Consider the following 18,588-nt stretch of genomic DNA (forward strand, 5'->3'; position numbering starts at 1 on the left):
ACCCTATTCAAAATAAGGAACACCCATGAACGCAGCAGTGAACAACGGCCCGGCCCAGCGCGCGCCCTCCTATTACAGTGCCTCGCTCAACGACCATACGCAGTACCCGCAGCTCAAGGGCACTGTGCAGGTGGACGTGGCGATTATCGGCGGCGGTTTCACCGGCGTGGCCACCGCCGTGGAGCTGGCCGAGCGCGGCCTGAAAGTGGCGGTGGTGGAAACCAACCGCATCGGCTGGGGCGCCAGCGGCCGCAACGGCGGACAGGTCACCGGCAGCCTCTCGGGCGACGAGGCCATGCGCACGCAGATGCGCGACCGCCTGGGCAGCGAGGTGGATGACTTTATCTGGCACTTGCGCTGGCGCGGGCACCAGATCATCGAGCAGCGGATCGAGCGCTATGGCATCGACTGTGACCTCAAGCGCGGCCACCTGCATGCAGCGATGAAACCGTCACACCTCAACGAACTGCGCGCCTTCGAAGCCCAGGCGCATCGCCGCGGCATGGGCGACCAGGTGCAGATGCTCGACCGCAACGCGGTTGCCGAACATCTGCAAAGCCCGTTGTACCTGGGCGCCCTGAAGAACCTGCGCAACTTGCACCTGCATCCGCTCAACCTGTGCCTGGGCGAAGCGCGTGCCGCGCACGCCTTGGGCGCGCTGATCTTCGAGAACTCCGAGGTGCTGGACATCGTGCACGGCCCGCGCCCTGCAGTGGTCACTGCCCAAGGCCGAATCGAAGCACGCCAGGTGATGCTGGCCGGCGACGTTTACCACAAGCTGGAAAAGCGTCAGCTCAAGGGCAAGATCTTCCCCGCCATGGGCGGCATCGTCACCACCGCGCCGCTGGGCGAACTGGCCGAACAGATCAACCCCCAGGACCTGGCGGTGTACGACTGCCGTTTCGTGCTCGACTACTATCGCCTCACTGCCGACAAACGCCTGCTGTTCGGCGGCGGCGCCAACTATTCAGGCAAGGATTCACGTGATATCGCAGGTGAGCTGCGCCCATGCATCGAGCGCACCTTCCCGGCCCTCAAAGGGGTGCCGATCGAGTTCCAGTGGAGTTGCGCGATGGGGATCGTGGTCAATCGCATACCGCAACTGGGCAAGCTTTCGGACAACGTCTGGTACTGCCAGGGCTATTCGGGGCACGGCATCGCCACCAGCCACATCATGGGCGAAATCATGGCCGAGGCGCTGACCGGTACGTTGGAGAAGTTCGATACCTTTGCCGGGTGCAAGCACATCACGGTGCCGATGGGGGACCTGCTGGGCAATCCGCTGTTGGCGGCGGGGATGTGGTACTACCAGATGCTGGAAAAACTGCGCTGATTGCACTCCCCGGCAGGCGCGGCGGGATGTCGCGAAAGGGGCCGCGAAGCGGCCCCGGATTTCCAGTGTGATGCGGATATTGCCGGGCGTTGGTGAGGATCAGGCGATCTTCTTCAGGCCCTGCTTCTTCAGCTCTTCATCACGCAACTCGCGGCGCAGGATCTTGCCCACGTTGGTGGTTGGCAACGCATCGCGGAACTCGATGTAACGCGGCACCTTGTAGCCGGTGACGTTGGCGCGCATGTGCTCCATCACCTGCTCCTTGGTGATGGTCATGCCCGGCTTGACCACAATGAACACCTTGATCAATTCGCCCGACTTTTCGTCCGGCACACCGATCGCAGCGCACTGCAGTACGCCCGGCAGGGCAGCCAGTACGTCCTCCAGCTCGTTGGGATACACGTTGAAGCCCGAGACCAGGATCATGTCCTTCTTGCGATCGACGATGCGCATGTAGCCATCGGGCTGGATCAGGGCAATGTCCCCGGTCTTGAGCCAGCCGTCACTGTCGAGGATCTCGGCGGTGGCCTCTTCACGCTGCCAGTAGCCCTTCATCACCTGCGGCCCCTTGACGCACAGCTCGCCCACCTCGCCCAACGGCAGTTCGCTGCCACTGTCATCGATGACCTTGCACAGGGTCGAGGGCACCGGGATACCGATGGTACCGACCTGGTTGGCTTCGGCCGGATTGACCGCCGCAACCGGGCTGGTCTCGGTCATGCCATAGCCTTCGCAAATGGCGCAACCGGTGACGGTTTTCCAGCGCTCGGCCACACTCAGTTGCAGCGCCATGCCACCGGACAGGGTGATCTTCAACGCCGAGAAGTCCAGCGCACGGAACGCCTCGTTGTTGCACAGGGCAACGAACAGGGTGTTGAGGCCGACGAAGCCGCTGAACTTCCACTTGCCCAGTTCCTTGACCATTGCCGGCAAGTCACGCGGGTTGCTGATCAGCACGTTGTGGTTGCCGATCAGCATCATCGCCATGCAATGGAAGGTAAAGGCATAGATGTGGTACAGCGGCAGCGGGGTGATGAGGATCTCGCAACCTTCATGCAGGTTCGACCCCATCAGCGCCCGGCACTGCAGCATGTTGGCCACCAGGTTGCGGTGCGTCAGCATTGCGCCCTTGGCCACACCGGTGGTACCGCCGGTGTACTGCAGCACGGCAACATCATTGGCTTGCGGGTTGGCCTCGACCACCGGCTGGCCCTTGCCCCGCGCCAGGGCATCGTTGAAGCGCACGGCGTTCGGCAGGTTGTAGGCCGGCACCATCTTCTTCACGTACTTGACCACGCTGTTGATCAGCAGGCGCTTGAGCGGTGGCAACAGGTCGGCCACTTCGGTGACGATCACATGCCTGACCTGGGTCTTGGGTACCACCTTCTCGGCCAGGTGAGCCATGTTGGCCAGGCACACCAGGGCCTTGGCACCGGAGTCGTTGAACTGGTGTTCCATCTCCCGTGCGGTGTAAAGCGGGTTGGTGTTGACCACGATCAGCCCGGCGCGCATGGCGCCAAACACTGCTACCGGGTACTGCAGGACATTCGGCAGCTGCACGGCAATGCGATCACCCGGCTTGAGGTCGGTGTGCTGCTGCAGCCAGGCCGCAAAAGCGCCCGACAGGGCATACAACTCGCCGTAGGTGATGGTCTTGCCCAGGTTGCTAAAGGCCGGTTTATCGGCAAAGCGTTGGCAGGATTGCTTGAGTACCGCCTGGATATTGGGAAATTCGTCAGGATTGATTTCCGCCGTAATCCCGGCTGGGTATTTATCCTTCCAAAAATGGTCGATCATGGAAGCCCACTCCTTCAGCAACAGCGAAGTTCGATTTACGCGTCGATGCGTTTATTATTGATATGAGATGGCGGTTCGTTGCAAACCGAATCATCTGAAAGCGGGCCGAGAGTAACAGCTTTGCAAAGGGTCGCCTAGAGGCCAAATCGGGCCTTATGGTCACAAAAATGACTCAATGAACGATACAAGTCATTTTTAGAGTATTTGACTTAAAGTGGCGAGCTTCAAGCCGCAAGCTGCAAGCTAGAGCCATGCGCGCCCCGCTTGCAGCTTGCAGCTTGAAGCTTGAAGCTTGCAGCTCCCTAGGCGATGTCGCGCAGCTCGCGACGCAGGATCTTGCCCACCGGTGTCATCGGCAACGACTCACGCAGCACGATGTGCTTGGGCACTTTGTAACCTGTGAAGTTGGCCTTGCAGTAGGCCTTCAGCTCATCGACGCTCAGGCCACCCTCACGGGGCACCACGAACAGTTTCACGGCCTCCCCCGAACGCTCGTCCGGCACGCCGATGGCGGCGCAGTTGGCCACTTTCGGGTGGCCCATGATCACGTCCTCGATCTCGTTGGGGTACACGTTGAAGCCAGAGACGATGATCATGTCCTTCTTGCGGTCGACGATACGCGTGAAGCCGTCCGGGTCGATCACGGCAATGTCGCCGGTCTTCAGCCAGCCATCGGCATCCAGGGTCTGCGCCGTCGCCTCGGGTTGCTGCCAGTACCCCTTCATCACCTGCGGGCCCTTGATACACAACTCGCCCCGCTCGCCCAACGGCAGTTCATTGCCCTCATCGTCGATCACCTTGAACGCGGTGTCTGCCACCGGTATGCCCACGGTACCCAGGCGTGCCAGCTCGCCATAAGGGTTGGTGCTGGCCACTGGCGACGTTTCTGTCAGGCCGTAGCCCTCGACAATGCGGCAGCCGGTCAGGCTCTCCCAACGTTCGGCGGTGGCTTTGACCAGCGCCGTACCGCCAGAGTTGGTCACCTTGAGCGCCGAGAAATCCAGCTGGCGGAAGCCCGGGTGATCCATCAGCGCCACGAACAGGGTGTTAAGCCCCAGCAGTGCGGTGAACCGCCATTTGCCCAGTTCCTTGATGAAGCCAGGGATATCGCGCGGGTTGGTGATCAACACGTTATGGTTGCCGGTGACCATCATGCACATGCAGTTCGCGGTAAAGGCATAGATGTGGTACAGCGGCAGCGGCGCGATCATCACCTCCTGGCCTTCCTTGATCAGCTTCTGCCCGTCCGGGCCATGCTGCGAAAAGCACGCCAGCACCTGCAGCATGTTGGCCACCAGGTTGCCGTGGGTGAGCATGGCGCCCTTGGCCAGGCCCGTGGTGCCGCCGGTGTACTGCAGCACGGCGATGTCGTCGAGGCTCAGCGTTACCGGTTTGTGGCTCAGCGCCGCGCCCTGGCGCAGTGCCTGCTTGAACGACATGGCCTGCGGCAGATGATAGGCCGGGACCATTTTCTTGACCTTGTCGACCACGGTGTTGATCAACCAGCCCTTGGCCGTAGGCAACAGGTCGCCCATCTTCGCCTCGATCAGGTATTGGATGCCGGTATCGGGCAACACCTCCTGGACCCGCTTGCCGAACATGTTCAGGTAGACCAGGGCGCGGGCACCGGCGTCTTTGAACTGGTGGCGCATTTCACGCTCGGTGTACAGCGGGTTGGTGTTGACCACGATCAGCCCGGCGCGCAGGGCACCGAACACCGCAATGGGATACTGCAGCACGTTGGGCATCTGTACGGCGATGCGGTCACCCGGCACCAGGTCGGTGTGCTGCTGCAGCCAGGCAGCAAAGGCCGCCGACAGGCGGTCGAGTTCGCCATAGGTCAGGGTCTTGCCCAGGTTGCTGAACGCCGGGCGGTCAGCGAAGCGCTTGCAGGAGCGCTCGAAAACCTCGACGACCGAGCTATACGCATGGATATCGATGGTGGAAGGCACGCCCGCCGGGCGCTTGTCATTCCAGAAGTCGGCTTGCATTTATTATTGTTCCTCTGCCTGAACCCGCTCTTAGCCTGTAATCCCTTTGCCTGATGGCAAAAAGGCGTTCAACCGACGTTAGCAGGTAAGCCAGAGGTGGCATATAAGCCAAGGGCCGCCATTAACATTGTGAATCTTATTTGTGCCCTTCCTGCAATCCGGCCGCTTGCGCATACTCTGTGCTCGTACCCCAGTGCAAAGGATACGCCATGCCATACGACGCCTTTTGGCTGCCGGCCAGCGAGCATTGCAACCTCTACGTGCACCAATGGCTGCCGGCTACCCCGGTCAAGGCGGTGGTGCTGCTGGCCCATGGCATGGCCGAACACGGCGGGCGCTACCAGCACCTGGGCCAGGCGCTGAGCGCTGCCGGCTATGCGCTGCTGGCTGCAGACCTGCGCGGCCACGGGCGTACCGCCGAACAGGGCAGCCTCGGCCTGTTCGCCCGGCAACATGGCTGGAATGCCGTGGTCAACGACCTGGCCCTGCTCACCCAGCACATCGGCCAGCAGTTCCCCTGCACACCCCTGTTCCTGTTCGGCCACAGCATGGGCAGCTACATCGCCCAGGCCTACCTGATGCACCACAGCGGCAGCGTGCACGGGGCGATCCTCAGTGGCTCCAATTTCCAGCCGCCGGCGCTGTATCGCCTGGCGCGCCTGATCGCCCGGCTGGAGGCCTGGCGCCAAGGGCCGCAAGGCAAGAGTGCGCTGATCGAGTGGCTTTCGTTCGGTTCGTTCAACAAAGCATTCAAACCCAACCGCACACCCTTCGACTGGCTCAGCCGCGACCCTGACGAGGTGGACAGGTACGTCAGCGACCCTTTGTGCGGTTTTCGCTGCAGCAACCAGTTGTGGCTAGACTTGCTGCTCGGCCTGGCGCAGATCAGCCAGGCGAAGAACCTTGCGCAGATCGATCCGAACCTGCCGTTGCTGGTGATTGGCGGTGAATGTGATCCGGTGAGTGCCGGCAAGCGTCTCACCCATCTGGCCGACGCCCTGCGCGCGACCGGCAATCGACATGTACAACTGCGCGTCTACCCGAAGGCGCGCCACGAAGTGCTCAATGAACTCAACCGGGACGAGGTCACCGCCGATATCCTCGCGTGGCTGGAACAGGCGCTGGCCCTTGGCCGCCCTGCCCGCAGTGAATGATAACGGCCTTGTCCGCCCATCAAGGAAGCGCCAATGACCCAGGTCACCAACACGCCTTACGAAGCTCTAGAAGTCGGCCAGAAGGCCAGTTACGAAAAGTCTGTGGAAGAACGTGACATCCAGCTGTTCGCCGCGATGTCCGGTGACCACAACCCGGTGCACCTGGATGCCGAATTCGCAGCCAAGAGCATGTTCCGTGAGCGCATCGCCCATGGCATGTTCAGCGGCGCGCTGATCAGCGCGGCAGTGGCCTGCACCCTGCCCGGCCCCGGGACCATCTACCTGGGCCAGAAGATGAGCTTCCAGAAGCCGGTGAAAATCGGCGATACCTTGACCGTACGCCTGGAAATCCTCGAAAAGCTGCCCAAATTCAAAGTGCGTATCGCCACCAACGTGTACAACCAGAACGATGAGCTGGTGGTAGAGGGCGAGGCAGAGATCCTGGCGCCGCGCAAGCAGCAGACGGTAGAGCTGGTATCGCCGCCGAACTTCGTCGCCAGCTGATCATTCAGGCAGTACCGGCGACAGGGCCGGTGCTGCCGGGTCATTCCAACGCCTTGAGCTTGCCCTCGATATGCCGCCGCTCCGGCGCCTGACGCGTCAAGTCCAGCGCCTGCCGCCAGGCCGCACGGGCCTTTTCAACCTGCCCCAACTGGCAATGCAGCTCCGCCCTTGCCGCATGCGCCAGGTGGTAGTCGCGCAACTCACCCGTCGCCAGGATCGTTTCAACCTCCACCAACCCCGCCTGCGGCCCATCCCGTTTGGCCAGTGCCACCGCTCGGTTGAGCGCCACCACTGGTGACGGCCATTGCCGCTGCAGCACATCGTAAAGGCCGACAATCTGTGCCCAGTCCGTTTCACTGGCGCTCCTGGCCTGCGCATGCACCGCTGCAATGGCCGCCTGCACCGTGTAGGCACCGAACGCCCGGCTGCGCAACGCCCGCTGCACCAGTTCACAACCTTCATTGATTTGCGCACTGTCCCACAGGCTTCGATCCTGCTGGTCGAGCAGCACCAGATTGCCCTCGGCATCGCACCGTGCTCGCTGGCGTGAGACCTGCAGCAACATCAGCGCCAGCAACCCGACCGCCTCCGGGTCCGGTAGCAACTGCACCAGCAAGCGGCCCAGCCGAATCGCTTCGTCACTTAACGCCTGCTGCAACAAAGCCTCGCCCGAAGACGCCGAATAGCCTTCGTTGAACACCAGGTAAATCACCCGCAACACGCTTTCCAGGCGCTCAGGCAATTCGTTCAGCTCCGGCACCTGGTAAGGGATGCGTGCATCGCGGATCTTGGCCTTGGCGCGCACGATGCGTTGGGCGATGGTCGCCGGGCTCTGCAGGAAGGCACGGGCGATCTGCTCGGTGGTCAGGTCACAGACTTCGCGCAGGGTCAACGGCACCTGCGCATCGGCAGCCAGGGCCGGGTGGCAACATGTGAAAATCAGCCGCAGGCGATCATCGGCGAGCAGCGCCTCTTCACTGGGGTCTGGCCCCTGGCCCTCGATGAGCATGATCAGGTCAGCCTGGGAACGGTCGAAACGCGCGCGGCGCCGCACCGCGTCAATGGCCTTGAAACGGCCGGTCGATACCAGCCATGCACGTGGATTTTGCGGGATACCGTCGCGTTGCCAGCGCTCGACGGCAATGAAGAAGGCATCATGCATGGCCTCCTCTGCCAGGTCGAAATCCCCCAGCAGGCGGATCAGCGTGGCCAGGATACGCCGTGAGTCCCGGCGGTAAACCGCCTCGATTTCAGCGCGCACCTGCAACAGCGTTGCCATCAGTCCGGCATCCGCTGGGTCACCACCTCCACCAGGCGGTCCAGGCTTTCTCCCCACCCCTGGTGAAACCCCATTTCTTCATGGGCCGTGCAGTCGGCAGCGCTCCAGTGCCAGGCCCGAGCGGTATAGCGGGTCTTGCCATGTTCCTCGTCAAACGTCACCACTGCGGTCATGAAGGCTTTGGCAGACGGCACCCAGCCTGGCCCGAACGCATCGGTGAACACCAGCCGACGTGGCGCGGCAATCTCCAGGAACACACCCTGGGTGGGGTACTCGGTACCGTCGGGCGCGCGCATCAAGGTACGAAACAGGCCGCCGACCCAGAGCTGCATTTCACATTCCGGCGTGGTCATGCCGTGCGGCCCCCACCACTGCATCAGCCACCGGGGTTCGGTCCAGGCACGAAACACCTTGGTGGGCGGGGCGTCGATCAGGCGGCTGATGGACAACTCGTGCTGCGCTTGCGCAGGTTGGGCAAGGCTCATTCTTGTTGTTCTCCATTGCGGTCAGGGTTGCAGGTCGCGCACGGGCCTCACTTCAACGCTGCCGACCCGTGCTGCCGGGATGCCTTTGGCAATGTTCAATGCCTCGTTGAGATCGCGGGCATCGACCAGGTAAAAACCCGCGAGCTGCTCTTTGGTCTCGGCGAACGGGCCATCGGTCAGGCTCATGTGGCCACTGCGCACGCGCACCGTGGTTGCGGTCTGCACCGGTTTCAGCGCCTCGGCCGCGAGCATGCGCCCACAGCGCTGCAGCGACTCGGCGTAAGCCATGCATTCGGCGTCTTCGGGGCTGTCGGGCAGGCTGTGCAGCAGCCCCTCGTCACAATAGACCAGGCACAGGTATTTCATGGTGATCTCCACGGCATTGGCAACGTGCGTTTGGCGATAGCGGATCAGGGTTTGAGATCGAACAGCGCTTTCTGGGTTTCCATATCGAAAGGCGCCGACCAATGTTCGTGGATGACCCGCCACTGGCCGGCGGCCTTGCGATAGCCCACGGTGACACGCATGAAACCGCACTGGCTTTCGTCGTCCGACGGGCCGCAGCGGTTGAGCCAATGGGCCAGGCCCAAGTCGCCATCGGCGTATACCGTGAGTTCGGCCAATTCGAAAATCATCGGGCCGGTGCAAAAGCCCATGCACAATTCCCAATGGGCCTGGTACGTGGCCTTGCCCTTGAACTGCAATTGCTTGATCGCATCGAAGGCGACGATGTCGTCGGCATAGGGGGCGGTGATTGCTGGGATGTCACGATCGCGCACCGCTTGCATCCAGCGCTCGATCAGTTCACGGATTTCGCTTTCGGCCTGGGTATTCATGAGGAGCTCTCCGACGTGCTGGTGGCGCCGGTACTCGGCGCCTTCACCACTGGTCGAACGGGAGCGCAGCAAATCGACAACAGGCAGAAAAAAGGCTGAAGAGCGTGGTTGCCCCCCAGTAGCCGCCTACACCGCCGGGCTGGCCAGTATGAATTCGCGATAACCTGAAACGATCACGTACACCGCGAAATAGCAGAAAATCGCCGCCGAAAGCAGGTACGACCAGGTCAGCAAACGGTCACCGAGCAGGCGCCCACCATGGCTGGCGATGCCGCACAGGCTCAGGCACCAGACCAGCCCTGCGGCGAAAAAGCCGCCAAGAAACAAGCCGGCCTCCAGCACGCTACCGCCACCGGAGCGGGATATCAGCACGCCACCGACAGCGGCGAACCACAAAATGGCGGTGGGCGACGACATGGCCAGGAAGATACCGCGCATGAACTCGCGCCAGGCCGATTCCGCCACCGCCTCGCTACGCACTTGCATGTGCCCACCGCGCCAGGCCGCCAGCAGCATCTTCAGGGCGAACCACACCAGCAGCGCCGAACCACCCAGCCACAAGGCCCAGCGCACGCTCTCGAACTGCAGCAACACGGTCATGCCGGCCAGCGCTGCGATTGCGTACACCAGGTCACCGACGCACGTCCCCAGGCCGAGCCAGAAGCCTTGCAGGAAACCGCGCTGCATGGCCAAGGTGATCATGGCGATATTGGCCACACCGATATCCAGGCACAAGGACAGGCTGAGGAGAAAACCGTTGGAGAAAGGCATGGGGTACTCGATGGCCGCTGATGAGCGCCGTAGAGCCTACCACGAGTAGGTTGCATCAGGTTCCCATCACAACAAGGCTGTCAAACCCAGCTGGCACTCATGGCAAAAGAATCATTCAAAACCTTCACTACCCGTGAGAATCTGCGCATACCGGCCCCGGTCCACGTTCGCCCCGCTCAACACCACCGCCACACGCTTGCCGGCCTGCCGTTCGCGCTCTTGCATCAACGCGGCCAGCGCTGCAGCGCCTGCACCTTCGGCAGTGTTGTGCGTAGCCTCGTGGTAAACCCGCATGGCCTCGGCGACCTCACTGTCGGTGACCCGCACGATCCGCGCAGCATGTTCGTGCACCAGGGCAAAGGCTTGTGGATGGGGTACCCGGCAAGCCATGCCATCGGCGAAGGTTTCAGCAGTAGCGGTGGTGACGATACGACCCTGCTCGAAGCTTTGTGCATGGGCATCGGCGGCACTGGACACCACGCCGACGATCTGGGTACTCAAACCTAGCAGGTTACGCGCCTGGATCAGCCCGCAAATGCCTGACCCCATGCCGATCGGCACGTAAACGCAGTCCAGATCACGCACAGCCTCAAACAGCTCCAGGGCATAAGTGGCCACGCCGCGCACCAACTCCGGGTGAAACGAAGGCACCATGGCATAACCCAATTCTTCAGCCAGCCGCGCCGCTTCCTCACGGGCCACATCGAAGTCCACACCATACTCGACCAACTCGGCGCCCAGCGAGCGCATGGCAGCGTTCTTCTCTGAGGAGTTGCCCTCAGGCACTACGATGACCAACGCAATACCTGCCTGCCGCGCCGCCAGGGCCATGCTTTGCCCGTGGTTGCCACGTGTCGCGGTCACCAGCCCGCGGGGTGGATTGCCGCCGGCCAGCAGCGAGCCCACATACACCAGCCCGCCCCGGACCTTGAAGGCCCCGGTAGGTGCGTGATTTTCGTGCTTCACCCACACCTTGCAGCCCAGCCGCTCAGCCAGCAACGGCCAGGCGTGCTGGGGGGTGGCGGGTACGTGTTGGTGAACGTAATCGGCGGCTTCGCGCAGGGCGGCGAGGTCGAACATGGCGATCATCCCTTCTCGGTGTGTAGTTGATCCGATCCTAAGCGACGGGCATTGTATGGGTACAACCTTATATTGCATGGGTAGCAATTTCGTGTGGATCCCGCAGCTCGTCGATGATGACCAACCCCGGTATCTAGCCTTGGTCGATGCAATAGGCAACGCAATCGAGAGCGGCGTGCTCAAGGTCGGTGACCGCCTGCCGCCGCAACGGCGGCTAGCCTGGAAACTGGGCCTGAACCCCAGCACCACCCAACAAGCCTACCGTGAAGCCGCCGCCCGCCACCTGGTGGCCGGCGAGGTGGGCCGCGGGACCTATGTGCTGGCTGGAAGCAAGGAAGCGACCTTGTTTCGCCTCAAGCACTGCGAAGGGCAAAAAACGCTGATCGACCTGTCGACCAATGTGCCAGTCGCCGATCCGCACAATCATGATCTGCACGACTGCTTGCGCCAGCTGCTGCAAGCTCGCGACCAGGGCTTGCTCGATCATTACCTGGGCCCCGAGCAGTTGCTGCTGGGGCGCATCCGTGGCGCCCACTGGCTGGCCAATCGCGGCCTGGCCCTGTCGGCGGACCAACTGTTGCTGTGCGGCGGGGCCCAGCAGGCGCTGGCACTGGTACTGCAGTCATTCTGCCAGGCGGGCGAGCCCGTGATGCTTGAAGCCCTGACCGCGCCGGGCATCAAGGCCGCCTGCCGGCAACTGCGGCTGCCGGTGCATGGCGTGGCCCTGGACGACCAAGGCCTGCGGCCCGATGACCTGGACCGGGTGGCACGCGCCAGCGGTGCCCGCGTGCTGGTGACCACCCCCACCCTGCACAACCCCACAGGCGCCTGCATGGATGATGGTCGCCGCCAGGCAATCGCTGGGGTGGTCAAACGCCTGGGGCTGCTGGTGATCGAGGATGATGTTTATGGCGCGCTCAGCGGACGACCGCCGCATTACCCATTATTGGGCGATCAGGGGATCTACATCAGCAGCCTGTCCAAGACGGTGGCTGCAGGCTTGAGGCTGGGCTGGATCGTGGCCAGCCCGAAGTTGCTGTCACAGGTCGACCCGCACGCCCAGGCCAGCCACTGGCCCGTGTCGCCATTGGCCCTGCATGTCGCCTGCCAGTGGATCGATGACGGCACTGCCGCCCGGCGGCTGGCCTGGCAGAAAGCAGAACTTAGCCAGCGCTGGCGCCTGGCACGCAGGCTACTGGCCGATGGGCTGCACAACACAGGCCAGCCTTCACCCCACGCGTGGCTGGGCACGCCGCAGGGGGCTGAGGGGGTGGTACGGCGGTGCCGTGAGCAAGGTGTGGAAGTCGTCCCGGCGAGTGTCTTCGCCATTGGCGCGAGCGAGGTGCAGGCCGTGCGCATCAGCCTGTCGGCGGCAAGCAGCCGGGCTGAACTGAAACGAGGGCTGGAGGTGGTACGGCAGGTACTGTCCGGATAATGATCCGAGGGTAACGAAAGCGGCCTGTTCGCTGCTGCCCGGTGCGAATAGGCCGCTGACGCAGGACCATCAACCCTGCTGGCAACCTTCGCCCATGGCACGGTACTGAATGGTGTGCACCTGGCCTTGATGGTCTTCATAGGTCATGGTCGCAGGCACCACTTCGCAGACATTGGGGATGGTCGACAGGTTGATCACCCGTTTGATGTCAAGGTTCATGGAATAGTCGTACTGCTGGGCCACAGGCTCGGTGGAGGCGGGTTTGGCCTCATCGGCAAGGGCGAACGAGGACATACCGACCAGTGCAAGAATCAGTAATGGTTTCATGGATGTTTGGCCTTTGAATCAATCAAGCTGATCGATTGACTTCATATGCCGTCAATGGCGCGGAGAAGTTGTCATCAACTGCAAAGATGACACGAAGTACCGATCCCGCTGTGTCGTACTGCCAGGGGGGATAGGTCAAATTCTACTCCCGGCATGGAATAGTTGAACCCCGAACTCGGACATTCACCCTTGCAGTTTTTGCAACAATCTGCGACAAAGCGAAACGGTTTGATGGCCCGAAATCATTGGGCTAGAGCTGTTTGCCAGCGGAACGCCATGCCTCCACTCCTTTGTACCCCACTGACCGACCTGGAACGGCGGCTGCTGGACCACTTCTATCGCCAGCATGGCTCGCGTATGCGCGCAGCCAGCGACGGTGAGTTGTGGGTGGCGCGCAGCGGCGCAATCATTGCGGGGTTGAGCTTGAGTGCTGTTGCCGGTGGCCAGTGGCTCACCGGCCTGCTGGTAGCGCCAGCGTGGCGAAACCAAGGTGTCGCCGCACGCCTGGTCCACGCAGCACTGGGCGAAGGGCGTGGCCCAACGTGGCTGTTCTGCCACCCGGACCTCGAAGCCTTTTACCACCGCCTGGGTTTCTCCCCTGCGAGCGTGTTGCCTGAAGCGCTGGGGTCACGCCTGGCCCGCTATCAACGCAGCAAACGGCTGATAGCGATGGTGCAGGGTCAATCGTCGCTGGCGTCCAGGCCAGGGAACAGCACCTCGGTGTAACCGAACTTGGCGAAATCCTGAATCCGCGAAGGGTACAGCCGCCCGATCAGGTGGTCGCACTCATGCTGGACCACGCGGGCATGAAACCCATCAGCGACCCGGTTGACCGGATTGCCCTGCGGGTCGATGCCCTCATAGCTGATGTGCTTGTAGCGAGGCACGACCCCACGCAGGCCGGGCACAGACAAGCAGCCTTCCCAACCCTCCTCGATCTCAGTGGACAGCGGAGTGATCACCGGGTTGAGAAGAATGGTTTGGGGCACCGCTTCGGCATCCGGGTAACGCTCACTGCGCTCGAACCCGAAAATGACCAGTTGCAGGTCGATACCGACCTGCGGTGCGGCCAGCCCCACGCCGCCGACATGGCGCATGGTTTCGAACATGTCGTCGATCAACTGCTGCAGTTCGGCGCTGCCGATCAGGTGTGCTGGCACGGGTGCAGCGACGCGCAGCAGGCGTTCGTCGCCCATCTTGAGGATGTCACGGATCATCGCGGGTTCGGCTCGCTGGGCTGGGGCTCGACAGGGTGTTCATGGCCGAGCACGGTCAGGGTCTGCTTGGGTTCATCGCCATCGAAGTCCTTTTCGCCAGGGTCTTTGCCCTCAGCGGACATGTGTTCGATCACAGCATTCATCTCCGCACCCAACAACAACACGGCGGCAGAAATGTAGAAATACAACAGCAACACGATGATCGCACCGATACTGCCATACATGGCATTGTAATCGGCGAAAGTCTTCACATAGTAAGCGAAAGCCAGCGAGGCGATGATCCAGACCACCACCGCCAGCACCGAGCCTGGGGTGATGAAGCGAAACTTCTGTTTCACGTCGGGCATCACGTAGTAGATCACCGCCACCGCCACCATCATCAGGATGATGATTGCCGGCCAACGCAAGATCGTCCACACCGTGACGATCACTTCCTGCATGCCGATCTGCGCGGCGATCCACTCCATCACCTGCGGCCCCAGCACCATCAATGCGGCCGCCGCCAGCAACATGCCGGCAATGCCGACGGTATAGAAAATCGACAACGGTATGCGCTTCCACACCGGGCGCCCTTCGGGCACGTCATAGGCGGCATTCATGGCACTCATCATCAGCCGTACGCCTGCAGATGCAGTCCACAACGCGATGACGATACCCACCGACAGCAGGCCACCTTTGGACTGCTGCAACTGATCGATGACGGGGTTGACCTGTTCCAACGCCTGGGGGGGCAATACCAGTTCCGACTGCAGGCGCAGCCAGGAGAAAAAGTCCGGCAAATGCAGGAAGCCGATCAGCGCAATGAGGAACAGCAGGAACGGGAACAAGGAAAACAGCATCTGGTAAGCAAGCGCAGAGGCGTAAGTGGACATCTCGTCGTCAAGGAACTCCTTGACGGTGCGCACCAGAATACGGTGAAGGGGCAAGCCACCCAGGTCGGGAAAAATCATAGCGTCTCCTTTCGCCGCTTGATCAGTACATCAGGGAAGTCTAATAGACCACGCGACTGGTGTGCTGCTCCCTGCTGGACTTGAAGAAAATTCGCACTCTTGAACGACAGCCCCATCACCGTCTGCAGGCAACGGGGCTGTGGTCATACTTCGATCAAGGCTTTTTCACAGCATCCTTGACGTCACCTTTGATCTGCTGCCCTTCGCCCTTGACTTCCTGGGCCTTGCCTTCCGCACGCAGCTTGTCATTGTCGGTGACTTTGCCAACACCTTGCTTGATGTTGCCCACTGCTTCGTTGGCCATACCTTTGATTTTGTCTTTGGTGCCGCTCATGGCAAATCTCCTGCAAATGGAGACACGTAAACCGTGTCGACAGAAGGTGGACCCAGCGGCCACGCCAGGAGTTTCAAACATTTTTGCACTCGCAAGCTGAGCGGTAAATCTGCGGGCGAATACCGCACTGAATCGGCTTCCTACGCCTGCGCATTGCCGGCCTGCTGCCCTAGAATCGCGGGCAAACAGCAGCCCAATGGCGGCTGCATGCCTATAAAAACAACAGCTTACGGAACCCTGCACCCATGCGTTTGATGCCCCTGCTCGCAGCTTTGCTGCCGCTGCTTCCCCTGCCTGCGCTCGCTGGCGCACCGGCCACCGAAACCCTGCGGGTCGACCGCTACGCCGACGACGACCAGCCAGGCACCCTGCGCTGGGCGATCGAAACCAGCAACCAGAACCCCGGCCACTACCGCATCGACATCGCCGCAGTCGGCCAAGCACCGTTCGTCATTCGGCCGACCCGCGCGCTGCCTGAAATCAAAGGCCCGGTGCAGATCACCGGCCTGCCTTGGGCGCGCGACGGCCAATACATCGCCATTGACGGCGCCGGCTACATCAAGGACCAGGGTGTACGTACCTGCCCCGGCGCCCTGCCCGGCCAGTTCGGCACCAACGTGCGCACCACCACCAACCCAGGGCTGGTGCTGCGCGACACCCAGGGCGTCCACCTCAGTGGCCTGGAAGTGCGTAACTTCTGCATCGGCATTCTGGTCAACCGCGCCAGCCACAACGTCATCGAAGACAACCGCATCGTCGCCAACAAGGGCGGTGCCGGCATCATGCTCACCGGCGATGACGGTGCCGGTAACCCCACAGCCACCACCACGGTGAACAACAAGGTGCTGCGTAACCAGTTGATCGACAATGGCGACGGCCTGGAGCTGACCCGCGGCGCGGCGTTCAACCTGGTGGCCGACAACCTGTTCCGCTCGACTGGCGCCAACCCAGAGCCGTCCCAAGGCATCGAGATTCTGCTGGGCAACGACAACAGCGTGGTCCGCAACCGTTTCGAAAACTACTCCGACGGCTTGCAGATCAACTGGGGCAACCGTAACTATCTGGGCGCCAACACCTTCAGCGGCAACTCGATCGGGGTCAGCGTCACCGGCCAAGGCAATATCCTCGACGGCAACCTGATCCACGGCAACCGCATCGGCGTGGCCCTGCGCCCAGAGCCGGAGGTCACCACCACGCGCCTGACCGGTAACCGGATCTGGGGCAACAGCCAGGATATCCGCCGCTGCGAAGCTGGCGGCTCCTGCGTACCCGATCAGCGCACAGGCGCCATCGTGTTTGGCGTGCCAGCCCAGGCCCATGCACTGTACGTAGGTTCACGCGGGGTCGGTGCAGAGCTGCCGAAAAAGGACCAGGCCGTGATCTGCAATGCCCAGGGCCAGCCCAAGCCCTGCCAGGCGTTGCCCAACCACAACCAGCAAGCCCCACGGCTGCTGGCCCTGGAAGGCAATGTGCTGCGCGGTGAAGTGCAGGGCCCGGCATCGAGCCTGCTGCGGATCGAGCTGTTTGGCAATGCCCAGGTACAAGGCACTGAGGCCGAGCAGTACCTGGGGGAAGTGCTGGTGAACAGCGATGCCAAGGGGCAGGCGCAGTTTGCCCAGGTGCTGGAGAATGCCGAGGGGATGCGCAGCTTCACCGCCACCGTGACCACGGCAGACGGCGCGACCTCCGAGCTGAGCCAGCCGCTTCGCCGTTAGTGTCGATGGCCTCCTCGCCGGTACGCGACGAGGAGGCCCGCAAACCTTGCTCCGCCATCCGCCACGCCTCACAATGCAGCCCTTTATAGCGTCACACCGCAGGAACCTGCATGAAACTCGACAAACCCGCCGCCATTGCCCGGCGCAACGAAGCATTGGCCAAGCCAGTGCTGACCAGTGCCAACACGCTGTTCGCCATCCTCGACCCCAAACGCAACCTGTGGTGGTTCGAAGTGCCGGTGGCGCTGCTGCGCAAGGGCCAGCCCGACTGGGTCAACCTGCTGCTGCACAGCCCTGAAAGCGACGAACTGCAGCACCTGAAGGTCCCCACCAACTTCCTCAAGGCGCATCAGGAGCAGATGGAAGTGCGCAATGCTGGCAAGCGCCGCTCGACCATCAGCCTGGCGCTGAGCGCCGACCGTGATTCGCTGCTGCGCGACACCCGCCCGGGCGGCGAGCAGCTCGACTTCAGCACATTCGTGCAGGCCTGACCTCAGACCCGCTCGATGCGATCGTCATGGATGACGATCCGGCCCTGTTTGAACAACGCGCCGATGGCCTTCTTGAAGTTGCCCTTGCTGACGTTGAACATGCGGCTGATCACCTCTGGGTCGCTCTTGTCGCACACCGGCAACACGCCCCCTTCGGCCTCCAGGCGCTGCATGATCTGCTCATGCAGCCCGTCCGCCAGGGCCTGGCCGACCGGCTGCAGGCTCAACGCGATCTTGCCGTCATGGCGCACTTCTTTGATGAAACCCTTCTCATGCATGCCCGAACGCATGAACTTGAAGATCTCATTCTTGTGAATCAGGCCCCAATGGCGGTTGTTGATGATGGCTTTGAAGCCCATCGGCGTCTCCCCCGCCACCAGCAGCTCGACCGGCTGACCGACCTGATAATCGGCCGGGGTGCGGTCCAGATAGCGGTCCAGGCGTGACGTGGCGGTGATGCGCCGGGTGCGCTTGTCGAGGTAGACATGCACCACGCAGTAATCGCCGACCTTCAGTGGCCGCGCCTCTTCCGAGTACGGCATCAGCAGGTCCTTGGACAGGCCCCAATCGAGGAAGATGCCCGCACCGTTGATGTCCTTGACCTTGAGGCTGGCAAACTCGCCCACCTGCACCTTGGGCTTCTCGGTGGTGGCGATCAGCTGGTCTTCGCTGTCCAGATAGAGAAACACGTTGAGCCAGTCATCGACCTCGGTTTCGGCGTTCTTCGGGATATAGCGCCCGGGCAGCAGGATCTCGCCGTCGGGGCCGCCGTCCAGGTAGAGGCCGAAGTCCACGTGTTTCACGATTTGCAAACTGTTGTAACGCCCAAGCAGAGCCATTTCCGATGTTCCTCAAGACAAGGCGGCTATTCTACACCTGAAGCCAGCGC

At 62.1% G+C, this 18,588-nt stretch carries 20 protein-coding genes; 7 read left to right on the forward strand and 13 right to left on the reverse strand.

The features are described from left to right. The first annotated feature begins 25 nt into the window (after window positions 1–25). Window positions 26–1,333, forward strand: a complete 1,308-nt coding sequence (locus OSW16_RS20115) for an NAD(P)/FAD-dependent oxidoreductase (RefSeq protein ID WP_267817944.1) — start codon at window positions 26–28, stop codon at window positions 1,331–1,333. A 99-nt stretch (window positions 1,334–1,432) separates the two neighbouring features. On the opposite strand, the gene fadD1 is transcribed toward OSW16_RS20115, so the two are convergent. Both fadD1 and fadD2 read right to left on the reverse strand, forming a co-directional pair. Further along, window positions 1,433–3,130 (reverse strand): long-chain-fatty-acid--CoA ligase FadD1, encoded by a 1,698-nt coding sequence (fadD1, locus tag OSW16_RS20120; RefSeq protein ID WP_267817946.1) that lies wholly within the window; start codon window positions 3,128–3,130, stop codon window positions 1,433–1,435. A gap of 302 nt (window positions 3,131–3,432) precedes the next feature. Then, window positions 3,433–5,121 carry a long-chain-fatty-acid--CoA ligase FadD2 gene (fadD2, locus tag OSW16_RS20125; RefSeq protein ID WP_267817948.1) on the reverse strand — a complete coding sequence of 563 codons (1,689 nt, stop codon included), beginning with the start codon at window positions 5,119–5,121 and terminating at the stop codon, window positions 3,433–3,435. Between the two features lie 209 nt (window positions 5,122–5,330). On the opposite strand from fadD2, the gene OSW16_RS20130 reads away from it, so the two are divergent. Both OSW16_RS20130 and OSW16_RS20135 read left to right on the forward strand, forming a co-directional pair. Continuing rightward, entirely contained in the window at window positions 5,331–6,275 is a 945-nt protein-coding gene (locus OSW16_RS20130) for an alpha/beta hydrolase (RefSeq protein WP_267817950.1), read from the forward strand. Between the two features lie 33 nt (window positions 6,276–6,308). Next, a complete protein-coding gene (locus OSW16_RS20135; protein ID WP_012315672.1) occupies window positions 6,309–6,779 on the forward strand; it encodes a MaoC family dehydratase in 471 nt (156 codons plus the stop codon). 40 nt (window positions 6,780–6,819) lie between these two features. Here OSW16_RS20135 and OSW16_RS20140 read toward each other — a convergent pair whose 3' ends face one another. From OSW16_RS20140 to OSW16_RS20165, 6 genes are all read right to left on the reverse strand, one after another. Further along, on the reverse strand, window positions 6,820–8,058 hold the full coding sequence (locus OSW16_RS20140; RefSeq protein WP_267817953.1) for an RNA polymerase sigma factor: 1,239 nt from the start codon (window positions 8,056–8,058) through the stop codon (window positions 6,820–6,822). Beyond that, window positions 8,058–8,543: an SRPBCC family protein gene (locus OSW16_RS20145; RefSeq protein WP_267817955.1), complete on the reverse strand. Its 486-nt coding sequence runs from the start codon at window positions 8,541–8,543 to the stop codon at window positions 8,058–8,060. Before OSW16_RS20145 ends, OSW16_RS20140 begins: the two co-directional genes overlap by 1 nt. A gap of 21 nt (window positions 8,544–8,564) precedes the next feature. Further along, a complete protein-coding gene (locus OSW16_RS20150; RefSeq protein ID WP_241806064.1) occupies window positions 8,565–8,909 on the reverse strand; it encodes a YciI family protein in 345 nt (114 codons plus the stop codon). Window positions 8,910–8,953: 44 nt separating this feature from the next. Further along, window positions 8,954–9,379, reverse strand: a complete 426-nt coding sequence (locus OSW16_RS20155; protein ID WP_241806063.1) for a YybH family protein — start codon at window positions 9,377–9,379, stop codon at window positions 8,954–8,956. A gap of 126 nt (window positions 9,380–9,505) precedes the next feature. Next, the gene (locus tag OSW16_RS20160) at window positions 9,506–10,150 is read right to left on the reverse strand and encodes a LysE family translocator (protein ID WP_267817959.1); all 645 of its coding nucleotides are present in this window, start codon (window positions 10,148–10,150) and stop codon (window positions 9,506–9,508) included. A gap of 111 nt (window positions 10,151–10,261) precedes the next feature. Next, window positions 10,262–11,230: a threonine dehydratase gene (locus OSW16_RS20165; protein ID WP_267817961.1), complete on the reverse strand. Its 969-nt coding sequence runs from the start codon at window positions 11,228–11,230 to the stop codon at window positions 10,262–10,264. Window positions 11,231–11,306: 76 nt separating this feature from the next. Here OSW16_RS20165 and OSW16_RS20170 point away from each other — a divergent pair, with 76 nt between their 5' ends. Then, a complete protein-coding gene (locus OSW16_RS20170; RefSeq protein WP_267824056.1) occupies window positions 11,307–12,665 on the forward strand; it encodes a PLP-dependent aminotransferase family protein in 1,359 nt (452 codons plus the stop codon). Window positions 12,666–12,734: 69 nt separating this feature from the next. Here OSW16_RS20170 and OSW16_RS20175 read toward each other — a convergent pair whose 3' ends face one another. Further along, window positions 12,735–12,992, reverse strand: a complete 258-nt coding sequence (locus tag OSW16_RS20175) for a DUF2790 domain-containing protein (RefSeq protein ID WP_267817963.1) — start codon at window positions 12,990–12,992, stop codon at window positions 12,735–12,737. A 276-nt stretch (window positions 12,993–13,268) separates the two neighbouring features. On the opposite strand from OSW16_RS20175, the gene OSW16_RS20180 reads away from it, so the two are divergent. Then, a complete protein-coding gene (locus OSW16_RS20180; protein ID WP_267817965.1) occupies window positions 13,269–13,718 on the forward strand; it encodes a GNAT family N-acetyltransferase in 450 nt (149 codons plus the stop codon). On the opposite strand, the gene def is transcribed toward OSW16_RS20180, so the two are convergent. The 3 genes from def to OSW16_RS20195 form a co-directional block, all read right to left on the reverse strand. After that, on the reverse strand, window positions 13,673–14,209 hold the full coding sequence (gene def, locus OSW16_RS20185; RefSeq protein ID WP_267817967.1) for a peptide deformylase: 537 nt from the start codon (window positions 14,207–14,209) through the stop codon (window positions 13,673–13,675). The genes OSW16_RS20180 and def overlap by 46 nt on opposite strands. Further along, complete coding sequence (locus tag OSW16_RS20190; RefSeq protein WP_267817969.1) at window positions 14,206–15,159, reverse strand: YihY/virulence factor BrkB family protein; 954 nt, start codon at window positions 15,157–15,159, stop codon at window positions 14,206–14,208. The genes def and OSW16_RS20190 overlap by 4 nt, the downstream gene beginning before the upstream one ends. 154 nt (window positions 15,160–15,313) lie before the next feature. Then, entirely contained in the window at window positions 15,314–15,493 is a 180-nt protein-coding gene (locus tag OSW16_RS20195; protein WP_267817971.1) for a CsbD family protein, read from the reverse strand. Window positions 15,494–15,738: 245 nt separating this feature from the next. Here OSW16_RS20195 and OSW16_RS20200 point away from each other — a divergent pair, with 245 nt between their 5' ends. Together OSW16_RS20200 and OSW16_RS20205 are read left to right on the forward strand one after the other, a co-directional pair. After that, the gene (locus OSW16_RS20200) at window positions 15,739–17,208 is read left to right on the forward strand and encodes a right-handed parallel beta-helix repeat-containing protein (RefSeq protein WP_267817973.1); all 1,470 of its coding nucleotides are present in this window, start codon (window positions 15,739–15,741) and stop codon (window positions 17,206–17,208) included. A 110-nt stretch (window positions 17,209–17,318) separates the two neighbouring features. After that, on the forward strand, window positions 17,319–17,699 hold the full coding sequence (locus OSW16_RS20205; protein WP_241806055.1) for a hypothetical protein: 381 nt from the start codon (window positions 17,319–17,321) through the stop codon (window positions 17,697–17,699). A 2-nt stretch (window positions 17,700–17,701) separates the two neighbouring features. Here the strand turns inward: OSW16_RS20205 and OSW16_RS20210 are convergent, their stop codons facing one another. Then, on the reverse strand, window positions 17,702–18,538 hold the full coding sequence (locus OSW16_RS20210) for a S1 RNA-binding domain-containing protein (protein ID WP_267817975.1): 837 nt from the start codon (window positions 18,536–18,538) through the stop codon (window positions 17,702–17,704). Window positions 18,539–18,588 lie beyond the last annotated feature (50 nt).

The organism is Pseudomonas putida, from assembly GCF_026625125.1.
GTDB classification, from domain to species: Bacteria; Pseudomonadota; Gammaproteobacteria; order Pseudomonadales; family Pseudomonadaceae; genus Aquipseudomonas; species Aquipseudomonas putida_X.